The following is a 20,064-nucleotide window of genomic DNA, read 5'->3' as shown; positions in this document are numbered from 1 at the left end:
CGTCCTGGATGGTCCCTCAGGACGCCTCCTCAGAGAGCCGGTACACCTTCGAGTCGCGCACCTGGAAGCCGAGCCGCTCGTACAGCCGGTTCGCCGCCGCGCGGGACGGGCGCGACGTCAGGTCGACGGTGCGGGCGCCCGCCGCACGGGCCAGCCGGACGGCCTCCTGGGTCAGCGCGGCCCCCACGCCCCGGCCCCGGGCCGCCCCGTCGACGACCACGTCCTCGATCCAGGCCCGCAGTCCCGTCGGGATCGGGAACGTCACCAGGGTGAGCGCGCCGACGATGGCGCCGTCGGCGCGGGCGATCAACTGATGGGTGCCGGGCCAGGTCGCCACGGCCTGCAGCGCTTCGAGGCTCGGCGGCTCGGCCGATCGGGACAGCTGCGGGAGCAGCCGCGCGAACGCCTGCACGATCTCATCCGTCACGTCCCGGACGACCTCGACCTCAACACCCATGCCCATGGTCGCGACTGTATCCATCGGGCGTGGAATTATGCTGCACCCGCCGGGCGGCCGGATGCGCCGGCGGCGGTCGGCAGCCGGCGCGCGTCCGTCGTCAGGCGGTGGCCGGGCTGATGACCTCCTGCTGGAGGACGCCCAGGTAGCCGTGGGCGGTGATCCGCTCGGCGCGGTCGGTGTAGAAGGCGGGGTCGTCCGGCAGGGCGGTGGCCAGGCCGTCGACGTAGCGGTTGAACATGCAGAACGCGGCCGCGATCAGCACCGTGTCGTGGATTTCCCGGTCGGTGGCGTCCTCGGCGCGGACGGCGGCGACCAGGTCCCCGGTCACCGACTTGCCGCTCTGCTGGACGGCGCCCGCGATGGCGAGCAGGGCGCGCATCTTCGGGGTGACCGGCGCGGTGTCGATGTCGTGGTGGACCTGCTCGACCAGGGCCATGCCCTCCGGCAGCTGCGCGGCGGCGTAGGCGGCATGCGCGGAGTAGCAGTAGCGGCACTCGTTGCGGCCCGAGACGTAGGCCGCGATCAGCTCCCGCTCGCCGCGGGTCAGGGTGCCGGGGCCGCACAGCAGCGCCTCGACCAGGCCGTTGAGGGGCAGGGCGGTCTCCGGGCGGTACCGGAAAAGGCCTCGAATCCCTGGCTCGTTGGAATTGAGCTCGATGTGCGGCATGCGCTCAGCCTCCGGGGCGGGTCGCGGGCCCGTCTACTTCCTGCGTGCGCAACCGGCGAACCGCCCGCGCGGCAGAAAATGATCATTTGCGCCTTTGATCAACCGGCGCAAAACGATCTTCCCGTGGGTACACATAGCTTGATATCAATCCGTGCGACACACTCCTTCCAGCACCGGAGTACGACGTGCGGAGATCCCGTCTCGTTACCCTCACCCTGGCCGTCGGTGCCGCGCTCGCGGTCGCGTTCGGTTCAGCCAGTCCCGCCGCCGCGGCCGCCGCCGACCGGTACGTGGCGCTCGGGGACTCCTACGCCTCCGGCGTGGGCGCCGACAGCTACACGTCCGAGAGCGGTTCCTGCCAGCGCAGCACCAACGCCTACCCCGCGTTGTACAACGCCAACGTCAAGCCCGCCGCCTACAAGTCGGTCGCCTGCTCCGGTGCCACCACCGCCGATGTCATCAGCGGGCAGCTGCCGGCGTTGTCCAGCTCCACGACGCTGGTGAGCGTGACGGTCGGCGGCAACGACATCGGGTTCACCAGCATCATGACCACCTGCGTGCTCATGGGCGAGTCCGACTGCATCGCCGCCATCAACACCGCCGAGGCCAAGGTCCGCGGCGAGCTGCCCGCCAAGCTCGCCAATGTCTACAAGGGAATCAAGGCGAAGGCGCCCTCGGCCCGCGTGGTCGCCGTCGGGTACCCGGTGTTCTACCAGCTCGGCACGGTCTGCGTCGGGCTGTCGGCCAACTCCCGGGCGAAAATCAACGAGGGGATCAACCTGCTCGACGACACCACCAAGGCGGCGGCGAGCGCCAACGGCGTGAAGTTCGCCGACGTCCGCTCGCAGTTCACCGGCCACCAGCTGTGCAGCGGCGGCGAGAAATGGCTGCACGCGTTGAATTACCTGACGCTCAGCAAGTCGTACCACCCGACGGCCGCGGGCCAGGCCGGCGGCTACTACCCGGTGTTCCGCTCGGCCGCCGGCTGAACAGAGCGGCCCGGTTGGATTACACCCGCGCCGCTCCGTGAGGCAGTCGGCCGAGCAGGCGCTTGGGGGCGTGGATGATCGGGTCGTGGTCGCGCCACGGCGGATCGTCCTCGGCCAGCTCCAGCTGCGGAAGGGCGTCGAGCAGAGCCGTCAGCGCCGCACGCGCGGTGAGGCGGGTCAGCTCGGCGCCCGGGCAGTAGTGCCGGCCGAGCCCGTACGACAGGTGCGGGTTGGGGCTGCGGCTGGCGTCGAAGCGGTCCGGGTCGGCGAAGCGCACCTGGTCCCGGTTCGCCGCGGCGGTCATCGCGACCAGGTCGGCGCCCTCCGGCAGCGCCACGCCGCCCAGCACGACCGCACGGGTGGTGCGGCGCAGCACGCCGAGGACCGGCGGCACCAGGCGCGCGCCCTCCTCCACGGCCCCGGCGACCGGCAGCGACGGGCCCCACAGGCCACGGGTGAGCAGGGCGTGCAGCGTGTTGACGATCAGGTTCTGGGTCGTCTCGACTCCCGCGAAAACCAACATGAGGCTGTGCGCGCGGACCCAGTCCGAGTCACCCCAAACTGCCCGCAATGCCGCCGGTACCGGTGCCTCGTCGACCGAGGACCGCAGCGCCGCCGTCGCCGCGGCGATCGCCTCCAGACCGGCGCGCCGGGCCGCCGGGTCGCGGGCGTAGGCATCGGCGTGCTCCAGCACCCGGGCCCGGGCCAGGAACGCCTCGGTCGGCGGGCCGGGCGCAACCAGCAGCCCGGCCACCACCCGCGCGGCGAGGGGGTGGGCGAAGTCGGCGAGCAGGTCGAACTGCGGGCCCCGCAGATCCGCGGCCAGCGACCGGGCCAGTTCCAGCACCGGCTCTGCCAGGAATCCAACGGACCGGGGATTCAGCGCCCGGGCGACCGGCGCCCGCCGGGTCGTGTGCTCGGGCGGGTCGAGGAAGAACAGCCACCGGGCCGACCACGCGGCGAAGTCGGCCAGCAGCGGCTGGTCGGCCGGCGGGACCGGCGGTGCCACGGCGGAGGAGTACGTCGCCGGGTCCTGCAGCACCGCGACCACCTCGGCGTGGCCCGACACCACGAATCGGCGCAGCGTTGGATTCCAGGCGACCGGCGCCGCGCCCGGGGGCACCGGGTCCGTCATCGCCGCCGCGGCGCCAGCAGGTCGCGGACCGCCTCCACGGCGCGGTCGAAGCGGCGGTCGAAGTCGCCGTCGAGCAGCACGTACTCGCGGCCGAGCCGGTGCAGTTCCCGCTCGCAGGCCTCGTGGAACGCGCGCCGCTCGGCCGGCGTGTTGCGCTGCTCGTCGCCGACGTATGCGACATCGGGTGCGCACAGGAGGTACAAATGCGGCGCCTGTTGGTTTGCCGCCTCGATCAGCCAGTCCGGGGCGCTGCCGAACAGCCGCTCGCTCCACAGCCGCACGGCGAGCAGGTCGGTGTCGCAGAACAGCGCCACACTGGCCCGCCGGGCGAGCGCTTCCTCGGCGGCGCGCTGACCGTGGGCCGCGAGGGCGAGGTCGGCGGGGCCGAAGCCGGGGCTCAGGGTCCGCAGCCGCTCGGGCACCCAGACGGTGCCGAACTTGCGGGCGAGGTCGCGGGCCAGGGTCGTCTTGCCGGTGGATTCGGCCCCGATGAGGCAGACCCGGCGGGCGTACCAGGCCCGCACCGGCGGCGGCAGGTACCGCTCGTAATCCCACGGGCCGTTGCGCACGGCGGTGCCGGAGACGGGGACGGCGAGGCGGTCGACGCCGACGAACCGGGCGCCGAGCCGGGCGGCGAACCCGGGACCCCAGGGCTCGGCGCTGAACAGGTAGTCGGGTTGCACCTCGGCCAGGATCCGCGGCACCCACTCGTCCTGCCCGCCGTCGATCGCGGTGACCGGGACGCCCGGGAACAGCTCGGCCATCCAGTGCCGGCGCACCTCCCACGGGATCGGATCGTCCGCGGCGATGCGGACGAAGATGTGCACCCGCTCGGCGTGGGCCTGGGCGAATTCAACAAGGTACCGGTGGCCCTCGTGGACCGGCAGGAACCGGCCGAGCACGACCCCGGTGCGCAGCTGCGGATCCGGTTCGGGTCCGAACTGTTCCGGCGTGGCGAGGCGGCGCTCCCGGGCCTTGGCGGCGGCGGCGTCGAGGTCCGCGTCGGTGGGTACCGGCTCGGGTTCGTCCTCGTAGTAGACGAAGCTCCCGCCGTACCACGCGATCGGCGGGGGGCTCGCGGCGATGGTCACACTCCGAAGGATAAGCACGAAACCCCGTGCCGTACCGTGGCGCGGTGCTGATCGACATCGGCGACGGGGGCCGCCTGGAGGTCGTGACCGTCGGACCCCCGCAAGGCCGCCCGCTGGTGCTGCATCTGCCCACCGTGCTCGGCCCCGGTGACCTGCCGCTGCTGACCGAGCCGGCGGCCGCGCGGGGGCTGCGGACGGTGATCTGCGGCCGGCCCGGGTACTCGTCCTCGACCCCGCGCCCCGGCCGGTCGGTGGCGAGCAGCGCCGCCGACATCGGTGCCGTGTTGGATTACCTCGGGCACGCCGAGTTCGTCACCGTCGGCTGGTCCGAGGGCGGCCCGCACGCCCTGGCCGGCGCCGCGCTGCTGCCCGGCCGGTGCGCGGCCGCGGCGTCGGTGAACGGTGTCGCGCCGTACGACGCCGACGGGCTCGACTGGCGGACCGGGATCGAGGACCTGCAGACGCTGCGGGCGGCGATGTCCGGGCCGGGGGCGCTGATCGCCGCGCTGGAGCCCATCGTGGACCAGTACCGGCTGGTCAACGACGCCGTGTTCGCCGCCGCCTGGGCGCGCATGTACGCCTCGGAGTACGGGCTGGGCGAGCTCGTCGGGGCCCTGGTCCGGCTCGGGCTGTCCCGCGGCGCGGCGGGCTGGCGCGACGACTATCTGGCCCTGGTCCGGCCGTGGGGGTTCGACGTGGCCGCGATCGGCGCGCCGGTGGCCATCTGGCAGGGGTTCGCGCTCGAGCACGGCGCCTGGCTCGCCGCGCGGATCCCCGGCGCCCGGGCCCGCCTCGACGCGGAGGCGGGCCGGCTCGGGCACCTCGCCGACTTCGGGGCCATCCTCGACGACCTCCTCGACGCGGCCGGGTGGTGAAATCCCTCAGCAGGTCCATTGCACGATGTCGTAGTCGCCGTTGCCGTCCTCGCGTGAGCTGGCCACGATCGTGCGGCCGTCGGCGGAGATCCCGGCGTACCGGATCTCGGGCTTCTTCCAGGACTTGAGCAGCGGCAGCTTCGTGACGGTGCCGTCGCTCCACACGGCCGGGCCGAAGTAGTCGGAGTACCCCGTCCCGACCAGCCGGCCGCTCGCGCTGACCGCCATCGTCTGGAACCGGCCCAGGGCGTCGGCGGTGCCGGTCCGCAGATTCCAGCGCACGTGCGGGAAGTACGGCGAAGGATTCCCCTTGTTGTTGGAAAAGAACTCCCGGTCGGCTCCGACGAGCCCGTCGCCGACCACCCAGTCGCCGGCCATCTGCAGGCCCTGATAGGCCGGGCCGTCGAGCACGGTGCCGGTGCCGTCGGGGTTCCACCGGTACGCCATCCGCCGCTTGTCCTGGAACACGTAGCCGATCATGACGCCGTCGTCGTTCATGGCGCTCGGCCCGGTCGGCCCGGTGGACTCGTCGGTCAGCTCGGGCGGCGACTGCAGCTTGACGACGCCGCCGGACGCCGGCCAGTACAGCGTCACGTGCCGCCCGTCGCCGCCGATGACGCCGAAGCCGAGGGCGTTGCCGCGGGCGTCGAGGCGCATCGCCTGGCTCTCCCCGACCTCCTCCGGCGTCGGCAGCCGGGTGATCCGGTTGTCCCGGAAGGTCGCGGCCGCCGTGCCGCCCTTGGCGAGCAGCTCGTACCCGGCCATCGTGCCGTTCGCGGCCACGGCGTTGGGCGAGAACCACCGGCCCCCGGACGGGGCGGTGACCTTGCCGTCCTTCCAGACCAGCGTCCCGGCGGAGGAGCTGCCGACGATCCACTTCCCGGTCGGGTCGATCGCCTGCACCGCCCGGTGCAGCGGATCGGTGCCGGCCAGTTCGGGCAGCGCCGTCGCCGTGCAATGCAACGCGGCGCCGGGTTTGGCGAACGCCGGTGGATATTCGCGCTCGGTCCAGCTCGGCGAAGGCGTCGCCGGCACCGCGGGCAGTCCCTTGTCCGGCTTGCGCGCCGGCAGCGCGAACGCCGCCCCGGCCACCACGAGCACGACGGCGATGCCGGCCACCACGGCGACCCGGGTCCGTCCCCGCCGGATCCGCGTCTTCGCCGCGTCGAGGACCTCGTCGGCGGAGCGGCGGGTGGGGGCGATGTCCTGCTCGGCGTACCGTTGCAGCAATTCCTCCGGGCTCACGCTGACCTCCTCGCCGGCAGCTCGGCGCCCGCGGACGCCTCGAACAGTTCCCGCAGCGTGCGCAGCGCCACGGACGTCTGGGCCTTGATCGTCCCCTCGGACCGCCCCAGCACCTGCGCGACGTCGGCGACCGACATGTCGCACAGGAACCGCAGCGCCACCACGAGCCGCTGCCGCTCGGGGAGCCGTTCGAGCGCCTGCCGCACCGCGAGCCGCTCATCGACCTGGCTCGTGCCGGCGTCCACCTCGGTGTCGGGCGGCGACCCGCGCAGGAACACTCTCGTCCACGGGCGCCGCTGGTCCGACAGGCAGGCCCGCACGACCATCGAGTGCACATACGCGTCGAGGTTGCTCACCTCGCCCCGTTTCGACCATCGCTTGTACAGCGTGGTCAGCGCGTTCTGCACCGCGTCCTCGGCACGGTCCCGGTCCCCGAGCACCAGCACCGCGACCCGGTGCAGCCGGGGCAGCTGGGCCCGGACGTACTCGACGTACTCCCGCTCTTCGTCGACCCGCACCCGCGCCGTCTCCCTCCCGTGGCCATGTCCGCCCAGTAGACGCCCGCGGCGGTCAGCGAGGTTTAGAGGAATCCAACTGGACCGCTCGCCCAGGTAGGTCGCCTCCTGCCGGTGCGCTGTCGTGCAGGTCGTGGTGGTGGACGATCCTGAGCACCCGCCGATATCCGGCCGTCCCCGATCCCCCGTGAGAGCATGGCGCATGCACTTCGGCGAGGTAATCCAATGGCGGCACGACCTGCATCGCATTCCCGAGCTCGGGTTGCAGGAGCATCGGACCTCGGACTATCTCGCCGGTGTCCTCGACGGGCTCGGGCTGCGCGTCACGCGCCATGTCGGCGGGACCGGGATCGTCGCCACGCTGCGCAACGGGGACGGACCGGCCGTTGGATTGCGGGCCGACATGGACGGGCTGCCGCTCACCGAGCGCGGCGACCGCGACTACCGCTCGCAACACGACGGCGTCATGCACGCCTGCGGCCACGACGGGCACATGGCCATGCTGCTCGGTGCGGCGGCGGTTCTGGTGGAGGAACGAGGCTTCGACGGTACCGTCGAAATGATCTTGCAACCCGCCGAGGAACACGGCCTCGGGGCGAAGGCGATGCTGGCCGACGGGCTGCTGCGGCGCTTCCCGGTGCGGGCGATGTTCGGCATCCACAACATGCCGGGGCACCCGCTCGGGCACCTGGCGACCCGCGCCGGCGGGCTGATGGCCGGCGAGGACAACTTCGAGATCCGGGTCGTCGGGCGGGGCGGGCATGCCGCGCGGCCGCAGATGGTGGTCGATCCGATCGTCATCGCGGCGGAAATCGTGCTCGCGTTGCAGACCGTGGTCGCGCGCAACGTGGACCCGGCCGCGCCGGCCGTCGTCTCGTGTACCGAGATCACGACCGACGGGGCCCGCAACGCCATCCCCGGCGAGGTCGTCATCCGCGGCGACACGCGCAGCTTCTCCGGCGAGGTGCGGGCGGTCATCGAGGCGAACATCCGGCGACTGGCCGAGGGGATCAGCGCGGCGCACGGTGGGCGGGCCGTCGTGCGGTACACCCACGAGTTCGAGCCGACTATCAACGACGCGCAGGCCGTGGCGGCCGCCCTCAACGCGGCGCGGATTACCGTCCCGCCGGAGCACGTCGACGGGGACACGCCGCCGTGGACGGCCAGCGAGGACTTCGGCGCGTTCCTGCGCGAGGTGCCCGGGTGCTTCATGCTGCTGGGCAACGGCGCGGACTCGACACCGCTGCACAGCCCCGACTACGACTTCGACGACGGGGCGCTCGAGGTCGGGGTGCGGTACTACGTCAACCTCGTCCGTGGCGTCCTACCAGGACCGTCAGCATCCTGACGAGTTCGGCCCGCTCGTCCGCCGACAGCGGGCCGAAGACGTCGTCCTCGGCCTCGGCGATGAGTTGGTCGAGGCGCTTGAACTGGCCGCGGCCGGCCCGGGTGACGGTGACGACGTTCTGGCGGCGGTCGGCCGGGTTCGGGGCGCGTTCGGCGTGACCGCGCTCCACCAGCTCGTTGACGACGGCGACGATGTCGCTGCGGAAGATGCCGGTCCGCTCGCTGAGCTGGGCCTGACTCACCGGGCCGTCCTCGATCAGCGTGGCGAGCACCGCGTAGTGCCACTTGCGCGCGTCGGCGCCGGCCAGGCCCTCGTTCACGCGCCGGTCGGAGTGCATGGCGGCCAACGACAACAGCCGCGTGGGAAGCGTGCGCACGTGCCGATCCTAACACTTGTGTTAGTGGGACTAACGGTCTAGGTTTGCGTTAGTGCCACTAACGGTTGGAGGAACCGATGACCACGTTCGACGCACAGCTGCTGGGCCGCACCGAGAAGGCGCTCAACGCGATCCTCGATCGGCTGCTGGCCGGGCCCGGCCTGACCGAGCACCAGTGGATCGCCCTGACCCTCACGGTCAACAGCGGCGGCGGGACCATCGCCCAGGCGCTGAAAGTCGGCGACGCGGAGGCCCGGCAACTGCTTGTTGGATTGGCCGGCAAGGGCCTGGTGACCATCGGCGACGACGGCACCGCCACGCCCACCGAGCACGGCGTCGCGCAGTGGCGGGAGCTGCGCGCGGCCACCGTCGACATCATGCACGACCTGTGGGGTGACCTGCCCGCGGCCGACCTGGACACCGCCGGCCGGGTGCTCACCACCATCCTGGGCCGCGCGAACACCCTGCTCCCGGCATAATCGCGGGATGCGCAACCGACACCGCGACCCCGCGTGGGTGTGCCCGCCCGCGCCGGCCGCGGTGCCGGATTTCCACCGCTCGCTGCCCGGGTACGCCGTCAGCCCGCTCGTGCCGCTGCCCGCCCTCGGCCGCGTATACGCCAAGCAGGAGTCCAACCGCTTCGGCCTGCCGGCGTTCAAGGCCCTGGGTGCCTCCTGGGCAATCCAGCAAGCGTTGAAATTCCACCGTCATGCCGGCCCGGTCACGCTCACCACGGCCACGGACGGCAACCACGGCCGCGCCGTCGCCCGCTTCGCCCGCGAGTTCGGCGTCGGAGCGGCGGTCTACGTCCCACGCGGCGTCTCCGAGGCAGCGGTCCAGGCGATCCGCGACGAGGGCGCCACGGTCACCGAGCTCGACGGCGACTACGACGCGGCGGTGCGTGCGGCCGCGGCCGCGGCCGCCGGCGATGGCGGCCTGCTGATCCAGGACACCGCCTGGCCTGGGTACGAGCAGGTCCCCGGCTGGATCGTCGACGGCTACTCGACCCTGTTCGCCGAGCTCGACACGCAGCTGCCGGCCGCCCCGGACGTGATCGTGGTCCCGGCGGGGGTCGGCTCGCTGCTGCAGGCCGCCCTGACCCACTTCCGCAGCATTCCGGCGACCACCACGGTGGTGAGCGTCGAACCGACGACGGCCGCGTGCGTGGCGGCCAGTGTCGCGGCCGGCGAACCGCTGAGCGTGCCGACGGGCACGACGGTCATGGCCGGCCTGAACTGCGGCACCGTGTCGTCGCTGGCCTGGCCGTACATCCGCGCGGGCCTGGATGTGAGCGTGACCGTCGACGATGCGGCGGCGTTGCGCGCCGCGTTGGATTTGGCGGCCGCGGGCGTCGACGCGGGCCCGTGCGGCGCGGCCTCCCTGGCGGCACTGCGCGTGCTGCGCGCCGAGGACCTGGTCGCCCCGGAAGCCACCATGGTGCTGCTCATCACCGAGGGCGCCGCCGCCAGTTAGGCGTGCCGGAGCACTGTGACGTACCGGCTGTAGCGCTGCCCGACCAGGTACACCCGGTCGCCCGGCTCGTAGTCCAGGTGGCGGGCGTCGGCGAGCCGGCCGAACACGTCGTCGTACCGGCCCTGCAGGCGCCGCAAGCCGCCCGCGCCGGCCAGGGTCCGGCTCACACGCCAGGGGGTCAGGCGGTCCGAGACGCCGTCGTCGACGACGAAGAAGTACGAGTGCGGCAGGTCGCGCAGGCCCTCCGTCTCCGACTGGACCTGGGTGTTCAGGGTGACGTCCAGCACCGTGCCGGTGAGGCGAACCGGGCGGGCCAGCTCGTCGACGGCGAGCACAAGACGGTACACGTGGCGCAGCAGCTGGAATCCAACGAGCGTCAGCAAAACCGTGCGCGGGACGACCGCAGTGACGTTGAAGGACACGGCGCCGATCGTGAGCCACACCGGCAGGGACAGGGCCGACCAGATCAGCCGGACCTTGGCGTTGACCCGGCCCAGCGGTTCCAGCAGGCGGTTGCGGCGCCAGTAGCGCACGCGGACCAGCCGCGGGGTGCCCGTCGCGGTCGACCACAGCTCGTCGTCGCGGCCGACGGTTTCCAGGTCCAGGGCGTCGGCGGCGTGCTCGAAGACGTCCAGGGCCACGCCGTAGGCGAGGTAGCGGTCCCACACCGCGACCGCCTCGGGCGGCAGGGCGCGCAGGGTCTCGTGGGCGCGCAGCCACGCGGCGACACCGAGCCAGTGGGCGGCGGCGGCCCGGCCGGCGGCGGTGATCCGGTCACGCTCGTCGATGACGACCGTCTCCAGCAGGAACAGCGGGAGCCACGCGAAGACCCCGACGCACGCCACGCTCTGCAGAGCGACCGCCGCCGGGACGACGAACACCGTTCCCAGGGCCAGCAGCAGGCCCGCCACGATCGCGGAGACCGGCATGAACCGCTCGGATCTGCGCACCAGGCCGCGCCGGCGGGCCTCCAGCCGCGCCTCCCTGGCGAGCCAGGCCGTCCAGCGTCCGCCGCCGCCGGCATGCCGGTCCAGAAGAGCCTGCATCGGTACCGGCCGATCGCCCGCCACCCGGCGCACGCGCTCGAACACGCGGCGTTCGAAGGCGGACAGGTTGGCGGGCTTCGGATCGCGGACGCGCACCAGGACGGTGTCGCCGGTGGAGAAGATTTCCAACACGTGTTGGGCGGCCAGGTCGAGCAGGGTCGCGCTGGCCGCGTGGGTCGGCTGGAGGCGGTGCACGAGCAGGTTCACGATCGCCGGCGGCTCGTCGCGCAGCTCCGGGGTGGCGGGTCCGGGCGCGATCGGGCGTGGCCGCGCGCGCAGCGTGGTCACGAGGCGGACGAAGCCCAGGTGCCCGGCCACGACGAGCGCCGCGTACCCGAGCCCGAGGAGGAGCCCGGGCATCGACGTCAGGGTAGGTGCAGCCGGCAAGCCATCGGCCACCCGGACGGCCGGGCTGGCCGAACGGTGCGAACTGCCATTCGAAACGGTTTGCCGCTCTTGTGACGGCGCCCGGCGATCCATAGATTGACCAGGGCTCCGGGCCTACGGAGTGTCGTGACCGAGCAACGGGGAGTTCCATGACTACGCAGGGCTGGGGCGGCGGGGGCGGCGAACCCTGGGACCAGGCGATGCACAACGTGCAGGCCGCCTACCGCAACGCGCGCGTCACGTACAACGACCCCGACGAGTTCGCGGACGACAGCGTCACCTGGAAGCAGCTGCGGCCGCACACCGTCCGCGCGGCCAACGTGGCCCTCGTGCTCACCATGGCGGCATTTGTCATCGTGTGTTGCACGTGCGGCATCTTCCTCAACATCGGCACGAGTTCCCAGGGCGACCTCAACACCGCCGCGGCGGCGACCAGCGGCGCGTTCATCACCCCGCTCATCGTGATCGGGCTGGCGTTCATCGCCTGGATCGTGTCGCTGTTCTTCCCCATCAAGGAGCCGATCGCGGAGTACGCGCTGCTCGTGGAGAACCGGGCCGGGGCCGCACCCGCCGTCTACGGGTACATGCTGCAATCCGCGGCGCAGCGGGCACTGCCGTTCCCGATGGCGCCGGTGCGCATCGCCGGGCAGTACCTGATGTCGTTCGGCGACACCCGGCTGCAGTCGCTCGTCGCGGTGCAGACCTACGGCACCGACCTGTACTTCGGCTGGACCATGTGGCGCTCCCGCTCGACCATCATCCTGATCGGGCACGCGCTGCGGGACGGCTTCCGGGCCCTCGCGGGCGGGGCGCAGTACCGCTCGGCGATCAACGGCGGCCGGACCCGGGCGCTGCGCGAGATCACGCACAGCATCACGCGGCTCGGCGTGCAGTCGGCCATCGCCGGGCTGTCGGCGACCGAGGAGACCAACCGGCTCGTCGCGACCACGCCGGAGGCGCCGATGCCGCCCGGGTCGCAGATCGCGCCGCCGACCATCGCGCCCGTCGCGACGGTGCCGGCCCAGGCCCAGCCGGTGACCGGCGCCTGGCCCCAGGTGCGGCCCGGATATCCAACAAGTGCCCCGCCGGTCAGCGCGCCGCCGGTCTCCGGGCCGCCGACGTACGACCAGCAGCAGCCGCCGGTCTCCGGTCCGCCGACGTACGGCCAGCAGCAGCCACCGGTCTCCGGTCCGCCCACCTACGGCTACGGCCAGCAGCCGCCGGCGACCCCGACCCAGTGACCCCCGACGCTGTGACCCCCGACCGTGTGACCCCGAACCAGTGACCGCGGCGCTCGTCCCCGCGCCCTACCTGCTCCCCGGGCCCGGCCGGGTCTGGGGGTGGGTGGCGCTGAAGGTCACCGCCGCCGTCGACATCTCCCGCCGCTCGGAGTACGCCCGCCTGGACGTCTCCGAGCGGCTCGCCCGTGCCGTGCGGGAACAGGCCGCCTATCTCGGGCAGTTCCTCGCGCTGCCGGAGAGCGAGTCCGTCGCCCTGCGCCTGTTGCATCTGGAACCGGGCCGCATCGACGTGTACCTGCTGGGCCGCGTCGAGCAGCCGACCGTCGAACTGGCCCTGCGGTCCGCGCAATCCCTCGCCGCCACCCTCGCCAATGTCCCCGACCACGTGCGGGCCGAGCCGTTGTTCGAGGCCGAACGGGTACGCGAGGTGCTCGCCCCGTTCACGCCCGCGCCCGGCGGCATCGCCCAGGTCCACAAGCGGGTGCGGCTGGCCCGGCCGGAACGGGTCGACGCCGGCGTGCCCGCGTACGTGGCCGTCGAGCCGTTCGGCCGGCAGCCGCACTCGTGGGAGGGGCTGCTGGAGGCGGTGCGGCTGCACCCGTCGCCGCTCGCGGTGTCGGTGGAGCTGACCGCCGGGGTGGTGCCGGCGGCGCTGCGCCGGATGCTGGAGACCGAGACGACCCGCTACCGGCGGCTGGCCCAGCCCAACGACATCCCGGCCGACGTGGGCGGGCAGATCCACGTCCCAGCCGACGGCGGCGCCGTGGTCATCGAGCCCTACTACCTCGATGCCCTCAGGCGGTACGACGGACGGGCCTTCCGGTTTTCCGCGACGGTGGCGAGCCCCGAACCGCTGCCGGAAACGCTCGCCGGGCACGTCGCCGCGACGCTCAGCCCGGCGCCGCAGGCCCAGCCGGACCGCGACGACCCGCAGACCGTCCTCAGTGGACACGCGGTGGCCCGCCCCGCGAACCAGGCCGAGCACGACGCGCTGGTGCGGGGATTCACCACGCTGCAGCCCGTCGAGTGGGGCGGCGGCGAGCTCGAAGCGGTGCTGCGGGCCGAGTCGGCGCCCGGGCGCCTCTCGCCGCGCTCGCCGCTGCGGCAGTTGCGGCTGCTCGTCGACCGGGACGAGGCGGCCAGCCTGTTCCGGCTGCCGCTCGCGCTGGAGGGGCACACGCCGGGCATCCCGGTCGTCGCGCCCCGCGATCAGGTCCGGGTCGTCGCCGCTCCGAGCGGGCCGGCGCTGCTGCTGGGCCGCCAACCGGGTGCGGGCGCCGAGGGCGAGGTCGGCTTCGCGGTGGCGGACCTGCCGCGACACGGATTCATCGTCGGTACGCCCGGATCCGGCAAAACCAACACCGCACTGCATTTGTGCCGGCAGCTCCGCGCCCACGGGGTGCCGTTCGCGGTCATCGAGCCGGTCAACGCGGCCCTGGACGACTACCGCTGGCTCGCCACGCTCCCGGAATTCAACGACCTGCTGGTGTTCACCGTCGGCGACGACGAGATCGCGCCGTTGCGGCTCAACCCGTTCCAGGTCCCCGACGGCGCCACGGTCAACGCCCACGTGTCCAACCTGCTCGCGTGCTTCGAGGCCGCGTTCGGCCTGTGGGATCCGCTGCCGTTCCTGTACCGCCGGGCGCTCGCCGAGACGTACCGGCGCCGCGGCTTCCACGCCACGCACCGCGCCCGCCCCGCCGACGGCGAACGGTGGCCGGTGCTGCCCGAGTTCGCCGGGGTGCTGGCCGAGGTCGTGGAGCAGCTCGGGTACGCCGGCGAGACGCACGCCAACATCGACGCCGCCGCCCGGCTGCGCGCCGAGGCCCTCGTCGAAGGCGCGTGCGGGTCGACGCTGAACTGCCGCCGCTCGTACGACATCGAGACGCTCATGCACCGCCCCGTTGTATTCGAGCTGGCGGGCGTCGGGGACAACGCCAAGGAGCAGTCGCTCATCACGCTGCTGATCGTGACGGCCATGCGCGGCTGGTACCGCCAGCACCGCCGCTCCACCGACACCCCGCACGTGGTGCTGCTGGAGGAGGCGCACCGGGTCTTCCCGCGGGCCACGCCGCAGAACGGCGCCGGCGACCAGAAGGAGGGCAACGCGCAGGCCCTCGCCGCGGAGCGGATCGCCCAGGGACTCGCCGAGGACCGGAAATACCGGCAGTCGTACCTCCTGATCGACCAACAGGTGGGCAAGGTCGCCGAGGACGCGTACAAAATCACGAACCTCAAAATCATGCACCGCACGGCGGCGTCGGAGGACCGGGAGCTGCTCGGCTCGACGATGGGCATGCACGAGGACCAGATCGCGTCGGCGGCCGCGCTGCGCCCGTTCGAGGCGATCGTGTCGCACAACGGGCTCGATCAGGCGGTGCAGGTGGCGGTACCGGATGTGCGGGCTCTTGATGCCGCGCAGCGGAACCTGCCGGAGGCGCCGCTGGCCGACGACGACGCCGTGCGGGCGCGGTTCGCGGCGTGGCGGGCCTCGACGCCCGGGGTCGACGACGCGCTGGCGCCGTTCGGGGAATGCTTCGAGTGCCGGCACCGGTGCGCGTTCCGGCCGCGCGCGGAGGCGGTGCTGGGCGGGGCAGCGGGCAAGGAGGCGGCGGGCCGGCTGCTCGGGTCGATGGGGACGTCGGCCTGGTTCGGGGAGCTGCGCTCGCGGCTGGACGCGGTGGGCGGGGAGGCGCCGCTGCCGCCGCCGGACGCCGATCCGGTGGCGTGGCGGGAGGACTATCGGGTGTGCGTGTTCGTGCATGCCTTCCGGCGCCGATATCCACCGGGCGTGTGGACGGACAACGACCGGCGGTCCTCGGTGAACTGGGCCCGCGACGTGCGGAGGGCGGTGTCGCGCGATGAGTGACCGGCAGGGTGATCTCACGCCGATGCAGCCGGTGGAGGCGGTGGCGACCGGCGGCGACACGGTTCCGCAGCGCGGCCCGGCCGAATCGGTGGCCGGCCTCGCCTCGGCGGGTCATGACGCGCTGCCGCAGTCGCCGGGCGATGGTGCGGCCGGGCTCGGTTCGGGCGCGGAGGCGGTGCGGGATTCCGTGCCCTCTTCGCCGCTGGAGGGTTCCGCGGGCCTTGGGGAGGCGGGCGGTGGCCTCGATACGGTGCCGTTCCGGGGCGATGCGACGCCGATGCCGGACGGGCCCGATCTGCAGGCGCCGCTGAACGACATGGCCTCGGCGTCGGCGGTGCTGGACGGGGGCGCGGGCAAGGGGCTGACCGAGGCGGCGCAGGGGTTCTCGCTTGACGGTGCCGGGTCGCCGCTGACCGATGCTGCGCAGGGGTTCTCGCTTGATGGTGTCGGGTCGTCGCTGACCGATGCTGCGCGGGGGTTCTCGCTGGACGGCGCCCAGTCGTCGCTGACCGAAGCGGCGCGGTCGGTTGAGGGCGGCTTCATGGACGGCGTCGGGTCGTCGCTGACCTCGATCGAGGGCGTCTTCGAGCTGCCGCAGGGATTGGAGCGGGCGCCGCTGGACGGGATCGGGTCGGCGTTGGAACAGGACGCCGGGGAGTTCGTCGACGCGGCCGGGCAGGGGTGGGACCTGCAGTCGCCGGCGGACATCTTCCGCTCCGGACCGAACGCGGGCGAGCGGATGCCGGACGGTCAGCCCGGGCGGTACGACGGGGACATTTTCGAGCAGCAATTGGACGGTGCGCTGGCCAAGGGGCTGAACGTCATCGTCGACACCAGCGGGCTGTCTCGCGAATCCAACGCCGACGCCCGCCGGCGCGCCGATGCGCATCCGGACTGGGCGAGCCGGGTGCGGTTCTCGTGATGACGTTCGGGCGTACGCCCGTCGCCTGGCCCGCCGACCCCCGCTCCCGGGCCGCCCTGGAGCAGTACGCCGCCGGTGCGGACCGGTTCGGCGGACCCAATGCCGACCTGCGGGGCGCCGACCTCACCGGCCTGGACCTGCGCGGCGCCGATCTGACCGGGGCGATCCTCCCCGGGGTGCGCCTCGTACGCGCCAACCTCGACCGCGCCCGCCTCTCCGGCGCCGACCTCACCGCCGCGAACCTCTCCGGCGCCGAGCTCGCCCGCGTCGAGGCCGACCGCATCCAAGCCGCGGGTGCCGCGCTCCGGGCCGCGCACCTGTTCGCCGCCGATCTCGTCCATGCCGTGTTGGCCGGTGCCGACCTCCGCGACGCGTTGTTGAATTCGGCCAACCTGATCGGGGCCGACCTGCGCGGCGCCGATCTGCGCGGTGCGTCTCTCCGGCACTGTGTCCTCGGTACCGTCGCCGCACCGCTGCGTCTGGCGGGCGCTCGCCTCGACGGTGCCGTCCTGACCGGCGCCGTCGGCTGCGTCACGGGCGCGGCGTCGGTCGGCGGCGAGGTGGTGTCCGGTCCCGGCCTGAGCGCGTGGTTGCGGGCGCGGGGTTGTGTGATGCTGGGCTCGTGATTGTCGAGTTCGAGGCTGAGCTGTGGCAGTGGGACGCGCGGCCGGGCGAGTCGTGGATCTTCGTCAGCCTGCCGGAGGAGCCGTCCGAGGAGATCCGGGAGTTGACCGCCGGGACGCGGCGGGGGTTCGGGGCGGTGAAGGTCCGGGCGCAGATCGGCGCCACGATCTGGAGGACGTCGATCTTTCCGGGGAGCGACGGGCCGTACGTGCTGCCGCTCAAGCGGGCCGTCCGCACCGCCCAGCGCCTGGAGATCGGCGACCGGGCCAGCGTTTCCGTCGAGCTGATTTAGCGTCTCCGTGGAGCTGATCTAGGACGCGCGGCGGCGCATGCCCTTTGCCAGCAGGGCGTCGGCCAGGTCCGGTCTAGGACGCGCGGCGGCGCATGCCCTCGGCCAGCGGGGCGTCGACCAGGTCCGGCAGGCGCGAGCGGACGGTCCGGGTGACCATCGCCGCGGCCAGCGACGGGAAGTGCCGGGCGATCGACATCTCCATGCGGCCGCGGAACGTCGTGGGCACGTCGCGCGGGGCGCGCTTGGCCGTGGCGGCGCGCAGGATCGCCGTCACCACGCCCTCGACCGGTTCGGAGCGGGAGACGCCCTCCAGCGACAGGCCGGCGGTGGCGGTCGCGTCGTGGATGGGGGAGGCGACCATGCTCGGGTACACCACGCTCACCCCGACATGCGTCCCGACCTCCAGGCGCAGGGCGTCGGCGTAGGCGGCGAGGGCGCGCTTGCTGACACCGTACGCGGCGGCCAGGGGGAGTGGCAGCACGGCCATCCGGCTCGCCACGAACACAATCCGCCCGCGCGTGGATTCCAGCGCCGGGAGCGCCGCGGCCGTGGTGCGCCACGCGGCGAGCAGGTTCACCTCCAGCTGGCGGCGGACCTCGTCGCCCGGCGGGAGCTCGGCCGGTGCCGGGCCGCCCACGCCCGCGTTGTTGATGAGCAGGTCCAGGCCACCGAGCAGGTCAAGGGCAGAATCCACCGCCGCTGGTACCGCGGCATCAGAACTCAGGTCGCATTGGATTATCGGCGCCGGGGAGGTGATCGCCGGGACCAGATCGAGCCCGACCACCTGCGCACCCTCGGCCAGCAGGCGCTCGGTCAGGGCCCGGCCGAACGTGCCGGAGGCGCCGGTCAGCAGGACGCGGCGGCCGTGCAGCTTCAGTGCCATGTGACGCTCCCGGGAGACGACAGCCGCCGGGCGCCCTGGCGGAGTTCGTGGGCGGCTTCGGCGAGGTACACGTCGAAATCGATGCGCATCGCGGGCCGGCGGTCGCCCCACCGGTCGCGGGCCGCCGTCAGCCGCCGGGCGCAGTCGGCGCGCTGCTCGGCCGGCGCGGGCAGCGCGTACTGCCGGGCCAGGAACGCGGCGACCAGCCTGGCCTGCGCCTCGACGACGGGCAGGGCGGCGCCGGTGGACTGCATCAGCCCGACGAAGAACAGGCCGGGGGCGTCGAGGTGGAAGATCCGCCGGTACAACGGGAGGCGGTCGGGCCCGGGTGCCAGCAGCGCCGGGTCGAGAAACGGCAGGTCGACGCGGTAACCGGTGCACCACACGACGAGATCGACAGCATCCCGAGACCCGTCAATGAAACAGACGTTGGATTCCTCGAACCGCTCGATGGCCGGCCGGACCCCGATCTCGCCGTGCGTGATACGGCCCAGCAGCCCGTCGGAGAGCGTGGGATGGTCCTGCAGGAACCCGTGCGCGGGCGCGGGCAGGCCGTACTGCTCGGGCCGGCCGACCGCCAGGCGCAGGAGCCGCTCGCTGACCCGCTGCCGCAACCGCCACGGCAGGCGGCGGGCCATTGCACCGTTCCAGGTGTCGGCGGGCCGTCCGAGCAGGTGCTTGGGGACGATCCAGACCCCGCGGCGCAGCGAGAGCAGCGTCGAATCCGCCACGTGCGAGGCGTCGACCGCGATATCCATCGCCGAGTTGCCGCCGCCGACCACGAGCACCCGCCGCCCGGCGAGCTGCTCGGGGCCGCGGTAGTCGTGGCTGTGCAGAAACTCGCCGGCGAAGGTGCCCGGATACGCGGGTTCAGGCGTCTTCGGTACGGCGTTGTGCCCGCTCGCCACCACCACCGCCGACGCCTCGATCGTCTCGCCGCCGGCCAGCGTGACCCGCCAGCCCTGCCCCACGGCCCGGCCCCGCGTGGACGACATTCCGCCCACCGTCGAAGGCCCGACGCTCGCGGCCGGCTCGACGCCCACGGCGGTGTCCACGGTCGGGTGGACGATGGTGATCGGTTCGACGGTGGCGGCCGACCCTGCGTCCGCGTTTGGGTGTGCGGTGGTGATCGGGTCGACGTCGGCTGCCGATTCGACGGTGGCGGCCGGGCTGACGGCCGCCGCTGGATGGACGGCGGTCGGATGGACGGCGGCTGGATCGAAGCCGGTGATCGGTTCGACGGTGGTGATCGGTTCGACGGCCGTGACCGTGACGCCGAAGCGGATCGCGTCGGTGAGGTCGTAGGTCGCGACGTAGGAGGCAAGGTAGTCGGCGATGTGCGTGTGCGACGGATAGTCCGGCCAGTCCGCCGGCATCGGGAAGTCGGCGAACTCGGTGCGCGTGCGGCTCGTGTTGAGGTGCAGCGTCCGGTACGCGGAGGAGTTCGGCGCGCCCAGCACCCACAGGCCGCCCGGGCGCTCGCCGGCGTCGAGGCACAGCACCGGCACCTGCCGGTCCCGCAGGGCCTTCACCGTGGCCAGGCCGGCCGGGCCCGCGCCGATGACGACGACCGGTTTATCCAACACGTGATGGATAATGCGCCGAGCGGTCGGCGGCGGTCAAGCG

The 20,064-nt window shown here is 73.0% G+C and carries 20 protein-coding genes; 10 read left to right on the top strand and 10 right to left on the bottom strand.

Annotation, left to right across the window (positions count from 1 at the left end):
• Window positions 1–16: 16 nt before the first annotated feature.
• The gene (locus ACQP00_RS28215) at window positions 17–463 is read right to left on the bottom strand and encodes a GNAT family N-acetyltransferase (RefSeq protein WP_433200128.1); all 447 of its coding nucleotides are present in this window, start codon (window positions 461–463) and stop codon (window positions 17–19) included.
• Between the two features lie 94 nt (window positions 464–557).
• The gene (locus ACQP00_RS28210; protein WP_433200125.1) at window positions 558–1,127 is read right to left on the bottom strand and encodes a carboxymuconolactone decarboxylase family protein; all 570 of its coding nucleotides are present in this window, start codon (window positions 1,125–1,127) and stop codon (window positions 558–560) included.
• A gap of 185 nt (window positions 1,128–1,312) precedes the next feature.
• Between ACQP00_RS28210 and ACQP00_RS28205 the strand changes: the two genes are divergently transcribed.
• Window positions 1,313–2,116, top strand: coding sequence for an SGNH/GDSL hydrolase family protein (locus ACQP00_RS28205; RefSeq protein ID WP_433200122.1), 804 nt, complete (start codon window positions 1,313–1,315; stop codon window positions 2,114–2,116).
• A 19-nt stretch (window positions 2,117–2,135) separates the two neighbouring features.
• Here ACQP00_RS28205 and ACQP00_RS28200 read toward each other — a convergent pair whose 3' ends face one another.
• Together ACQP00_RS28200 and ACQP00_RS28195 are read right to left on the bottom strand one after the other, a co-directional pair.
• Window positions 2,136–3,251: a cytochrome P450 gene (locus tag ACQP00_RS28200; protein WP_433200119.1), complete on the bottom strand. Its 1,116-nt coding sequence runs from the start codon at window positions 3,249–3,251 to the stop codon at window positions 2,136–2,138.
• Window positions 3,248–4,342: an AAA family ATPase gene (locus tag ACQP00_RS28195; protein ID WP_433200116.1), complete on the bottom strand. Its 1,095-nt coding sequence runs from the start codon at window positions 4,340–4,342 to the stop codon at window positions 3,248–3,250. Before ACQP00_RS28195 ends, ACQP00_RS28200 begins: the two co-directional genes overlap by 4 nt.
• Window positions 4,343–4,386: 44 nt before the next feature.
• Between ACQP00_RS28195 and ACQP00_RS28190 the strand changes: the two genes are divergently transcribed.
• Window positions 4,387–5,217 (top strand): alpha/beta hydrolase, encoded by an 831-nt coding sequence (locus tag ACQP00_RS28190; protein ID WP_433200113.1) that lies wholly within the window; start codon window positions 4,387–4,389, stop codon window positions 5,215–5,217.
• A 6-nt stretch (window positions 5,218–5,223) separates the two neighbouring features.
• On the opposite strand, the gene ACQP00_RS28185 is transcribed toward ACQP00_RS28190, so the two are convergent.
• Window positions 5,224–6,462 carry a hypothetical protein gene (locus ACQP00_RS28185; protein ID WP_433200110.1) on the bottom strand — a complete coding sequence of 413 codons (1,239 nt, stop codon included), beginning with the start codon at window positions 6,460–6,462 and terminating at the stop codon, window positions 5,224–5,226.
• Window positions 6,459–6,980 carry a SigE family RNA polymerase sigma factor gene (locus ACQP00_RS28180; protein ID WP_433200107.1) on the bottom strand — a complete coding sequence of 174 codons (522 nt, stop codon included), beginning with the start codon at window positions 6,978–6,980 and terminating at the stop codon, window positions 6,459–6,461. The genes ACQP00_RS28185 and ACQP00_RS28180 overlap by 4 nt, the downstream gene beginning before the upstream one ends.
• Window positions 6,981–7,179: 199 nt before the next feature.
• Between ACQP00_RS28180 and ACQP00_RS28175 the strand changes: the two genes are divergently transcribed.
• On the top strand, window positions 7,180–8,325 hold the full coding sequence (locus ACQP00_RS28175) for an amidohydrolase (protein WP_433200104.1): 1,146 nt from the start codon (window positions 7,180–7,182) through the stop codon (window positions 8,323–8,325).
• Here ACQP00_RS28175 and ACQP00_RS28170 read toward each other — a convergent pair.
• Window positions 8,282–8,701 (bottom strand): MarR family winged helix-turn-helix transcriptional regulator, encoded by a 420-nt coding sequence (locus ACQP00_RS28170; protein WP_433200101.1) that lies wholly within the window; start codon window positions 8,699–8,701, stop codon window positions 8,282–8,284. The two genes, ACQP00_RS28175 and ACQP00_RS28170, sit on opposite strands and share 44 nt — an antisense overlap.
• Window positions 8,702–8,778: 77 nt before the next feature.
• On the opposite strand from ACQP00_RS28170, the gene ACQP00_RS28165 reads away from it, so the two are divergent.
• Together ACQP00_RS28165 and ACQP00_RS28160 are read left to right on the top strand one after the other, a co-directional pair.
• Window positions 8,779–9,180 carry a MarR family winged helix-turn-helix transcriptional regulator gene (locus ACQP00_RS28165; protein WP_433200098.1) on the top strand — a complete coding sequence of 134 codons (402 nt, stop codon included), beginning with the start codon at window positions 8,779–8,781 and terminating at the stop codon, window positions 9,178–9,180.
• Between the two features lie 7 nt (window positions 9,181–9,187).
• Complete coding sequence (locus tag ACQP00_RS28160; protein ID WP_433200095.1) at window positions 9,188–10,174, top strand: pyridoxal-phosphate dependent enzyme; 987 nt, start codon at window positions 9,188–9,190, stop codon at window positions 10,172–10,174.
• Here the strand turns inward: ACQP00_RS28160 and ACQP00_RS28155 are convergent.
• Window positions 10,171–11,580: a DUF2207 family protein gene (locus ACQP00_RS28155; protein ID WP_433200092.1), complete on the bottom strand. Its 1,410-nt coding sequence runs from the start codon at window positions 11,578–11,580 to the stop codon at window positions 10,171–10,173. The genes ACQP00_RS28160 and ACQP00_RS28155 overlap by 4 nt on opposite strands.
• A 176-nt stretch (window positions 11,581–11,756) precedes the next feature.
• Between ACQP00_RS28155 and ACQP00_RS28150 the strand changes: the two genes are divergently transcribed.
• Genes ACQP00_RS28150 through ACQP00_RS28130 form a run of 5 tightly spaced genes read left to right on the top strand, consistent with a single transcriptional unit; the run spans window position 11,757 to window position 17,555 of the window.
• On the top strand, window positions 11,757–12,848 hold the full coding sequence (locus ACQP00_RS28150; RefSeq protein ID WP_433200089.1) for a hypothetical protein: 1,092 nt from the start codon (window positions 11,757–11,759) through the stop codon (window positions 12,846–12,848).
• 40 nt (window positions 12,849–12,888) lie between these two features.
• Window positions 12,889–15,717 (top strand): ATP-binding protein, encoded by a 2,829-nt coding sequence (locus ACQP00_RS28145; RefSeq protein WP_433200086.1) that lies wholly within the window; start codon window positions 12,889–12,891, stop codon window positions 15,715–15,717.
• Window positions 15,718–15,739: 22 nt separating this feature from the next.
• Window positions 15,740–16,639: a hypothetical protein gene (locus ACQP00_RS28140; RefSeq protein WP_433200083.1), complete on the top strand. Its 900-nt coding sequence runs from the start codon at window positions 15,740–15,742 to the stop codon at window positions 16,637–16,639.
• Complete coding sequence (locus ACQP00_RS28135) at window positions 16,639–17,265, top strand: pentapeptide repeat-containing protein (RefSeq protein ID WP_433200080.1); 627 nt, start codon at window positions 16,639–16,641, stop codon at window positions 17,263–17,265. Before ACQP00_RS28140 ends, ACQP00_RS28135 begins: the two co-directional genes overlap by 1 nt.
• Window positions 17,262–17,555 carry a DUF1905 domain-containing protein gene (locus ACQP00_RS28130; protein WP_433200077.1) on the top strand — a complete coding sequence of 98 codons (294 nt, stop codon included), beginning with the start codon at window positions 17,262–17,264 and terminating at the stop codon, window positions 17,553–17,555. The genes ACQP00_RS28135 and ACQP00_RS28130 overlap by 4 nt, the downstream gene beginning before the upstream one ends.
• Window positions 17,556–17,628: 73 nt before the next feature.
• On the opposite strand, the gene ACQP00_RS28125 is transcribed toward ACQP00_RS28130, so the two are convergent.
• Window positions 17,629–18,438 carry an SDR family NAD(P)-dependent oxidoreductase gene (locus ACQP00_RS28125; RefSeq protein WP_433200074.1) on the bottom strand — a complete coding sequence of 270 codons (810 nt, stop codon included), beginning with the start codon at window positions 18,436–18,438 and terminating at the stop codon, window positions 17,629–17,631.
• A complete protein-coding gene (locus ACQP00_RS28120) occupies window positions 18,429–20,024 on the bottom strand; it encodes an NAD(P)-binding domain-containing protein (RefSeq protein WP_433200071.1) in 1,596 nt (531 codons plus the stop codon). The genes ACQP00_RS28125 and ACQP00_RS28120 overlap by 10 nt, the downstream gene beginning before the upstream one ends.
• Between the last annotated feature and the right edge of the window lie 40 nt (window positions 20,025–20,064).

The organism is Dactylosporangium sp. CS-047395, from assembly GCF_050942185.1.
Classification (GTDB): Bacteria; Actinomycetota; Actinomycetes; order Mycobacteriales; family Micromonosporaceae; genus Dactylosporangium.
The sequence above is the reverse complement of the archived record's forward strand: the minus strand, read 5'-3'. Positions and strand labels throughout refer to the sequence as shown.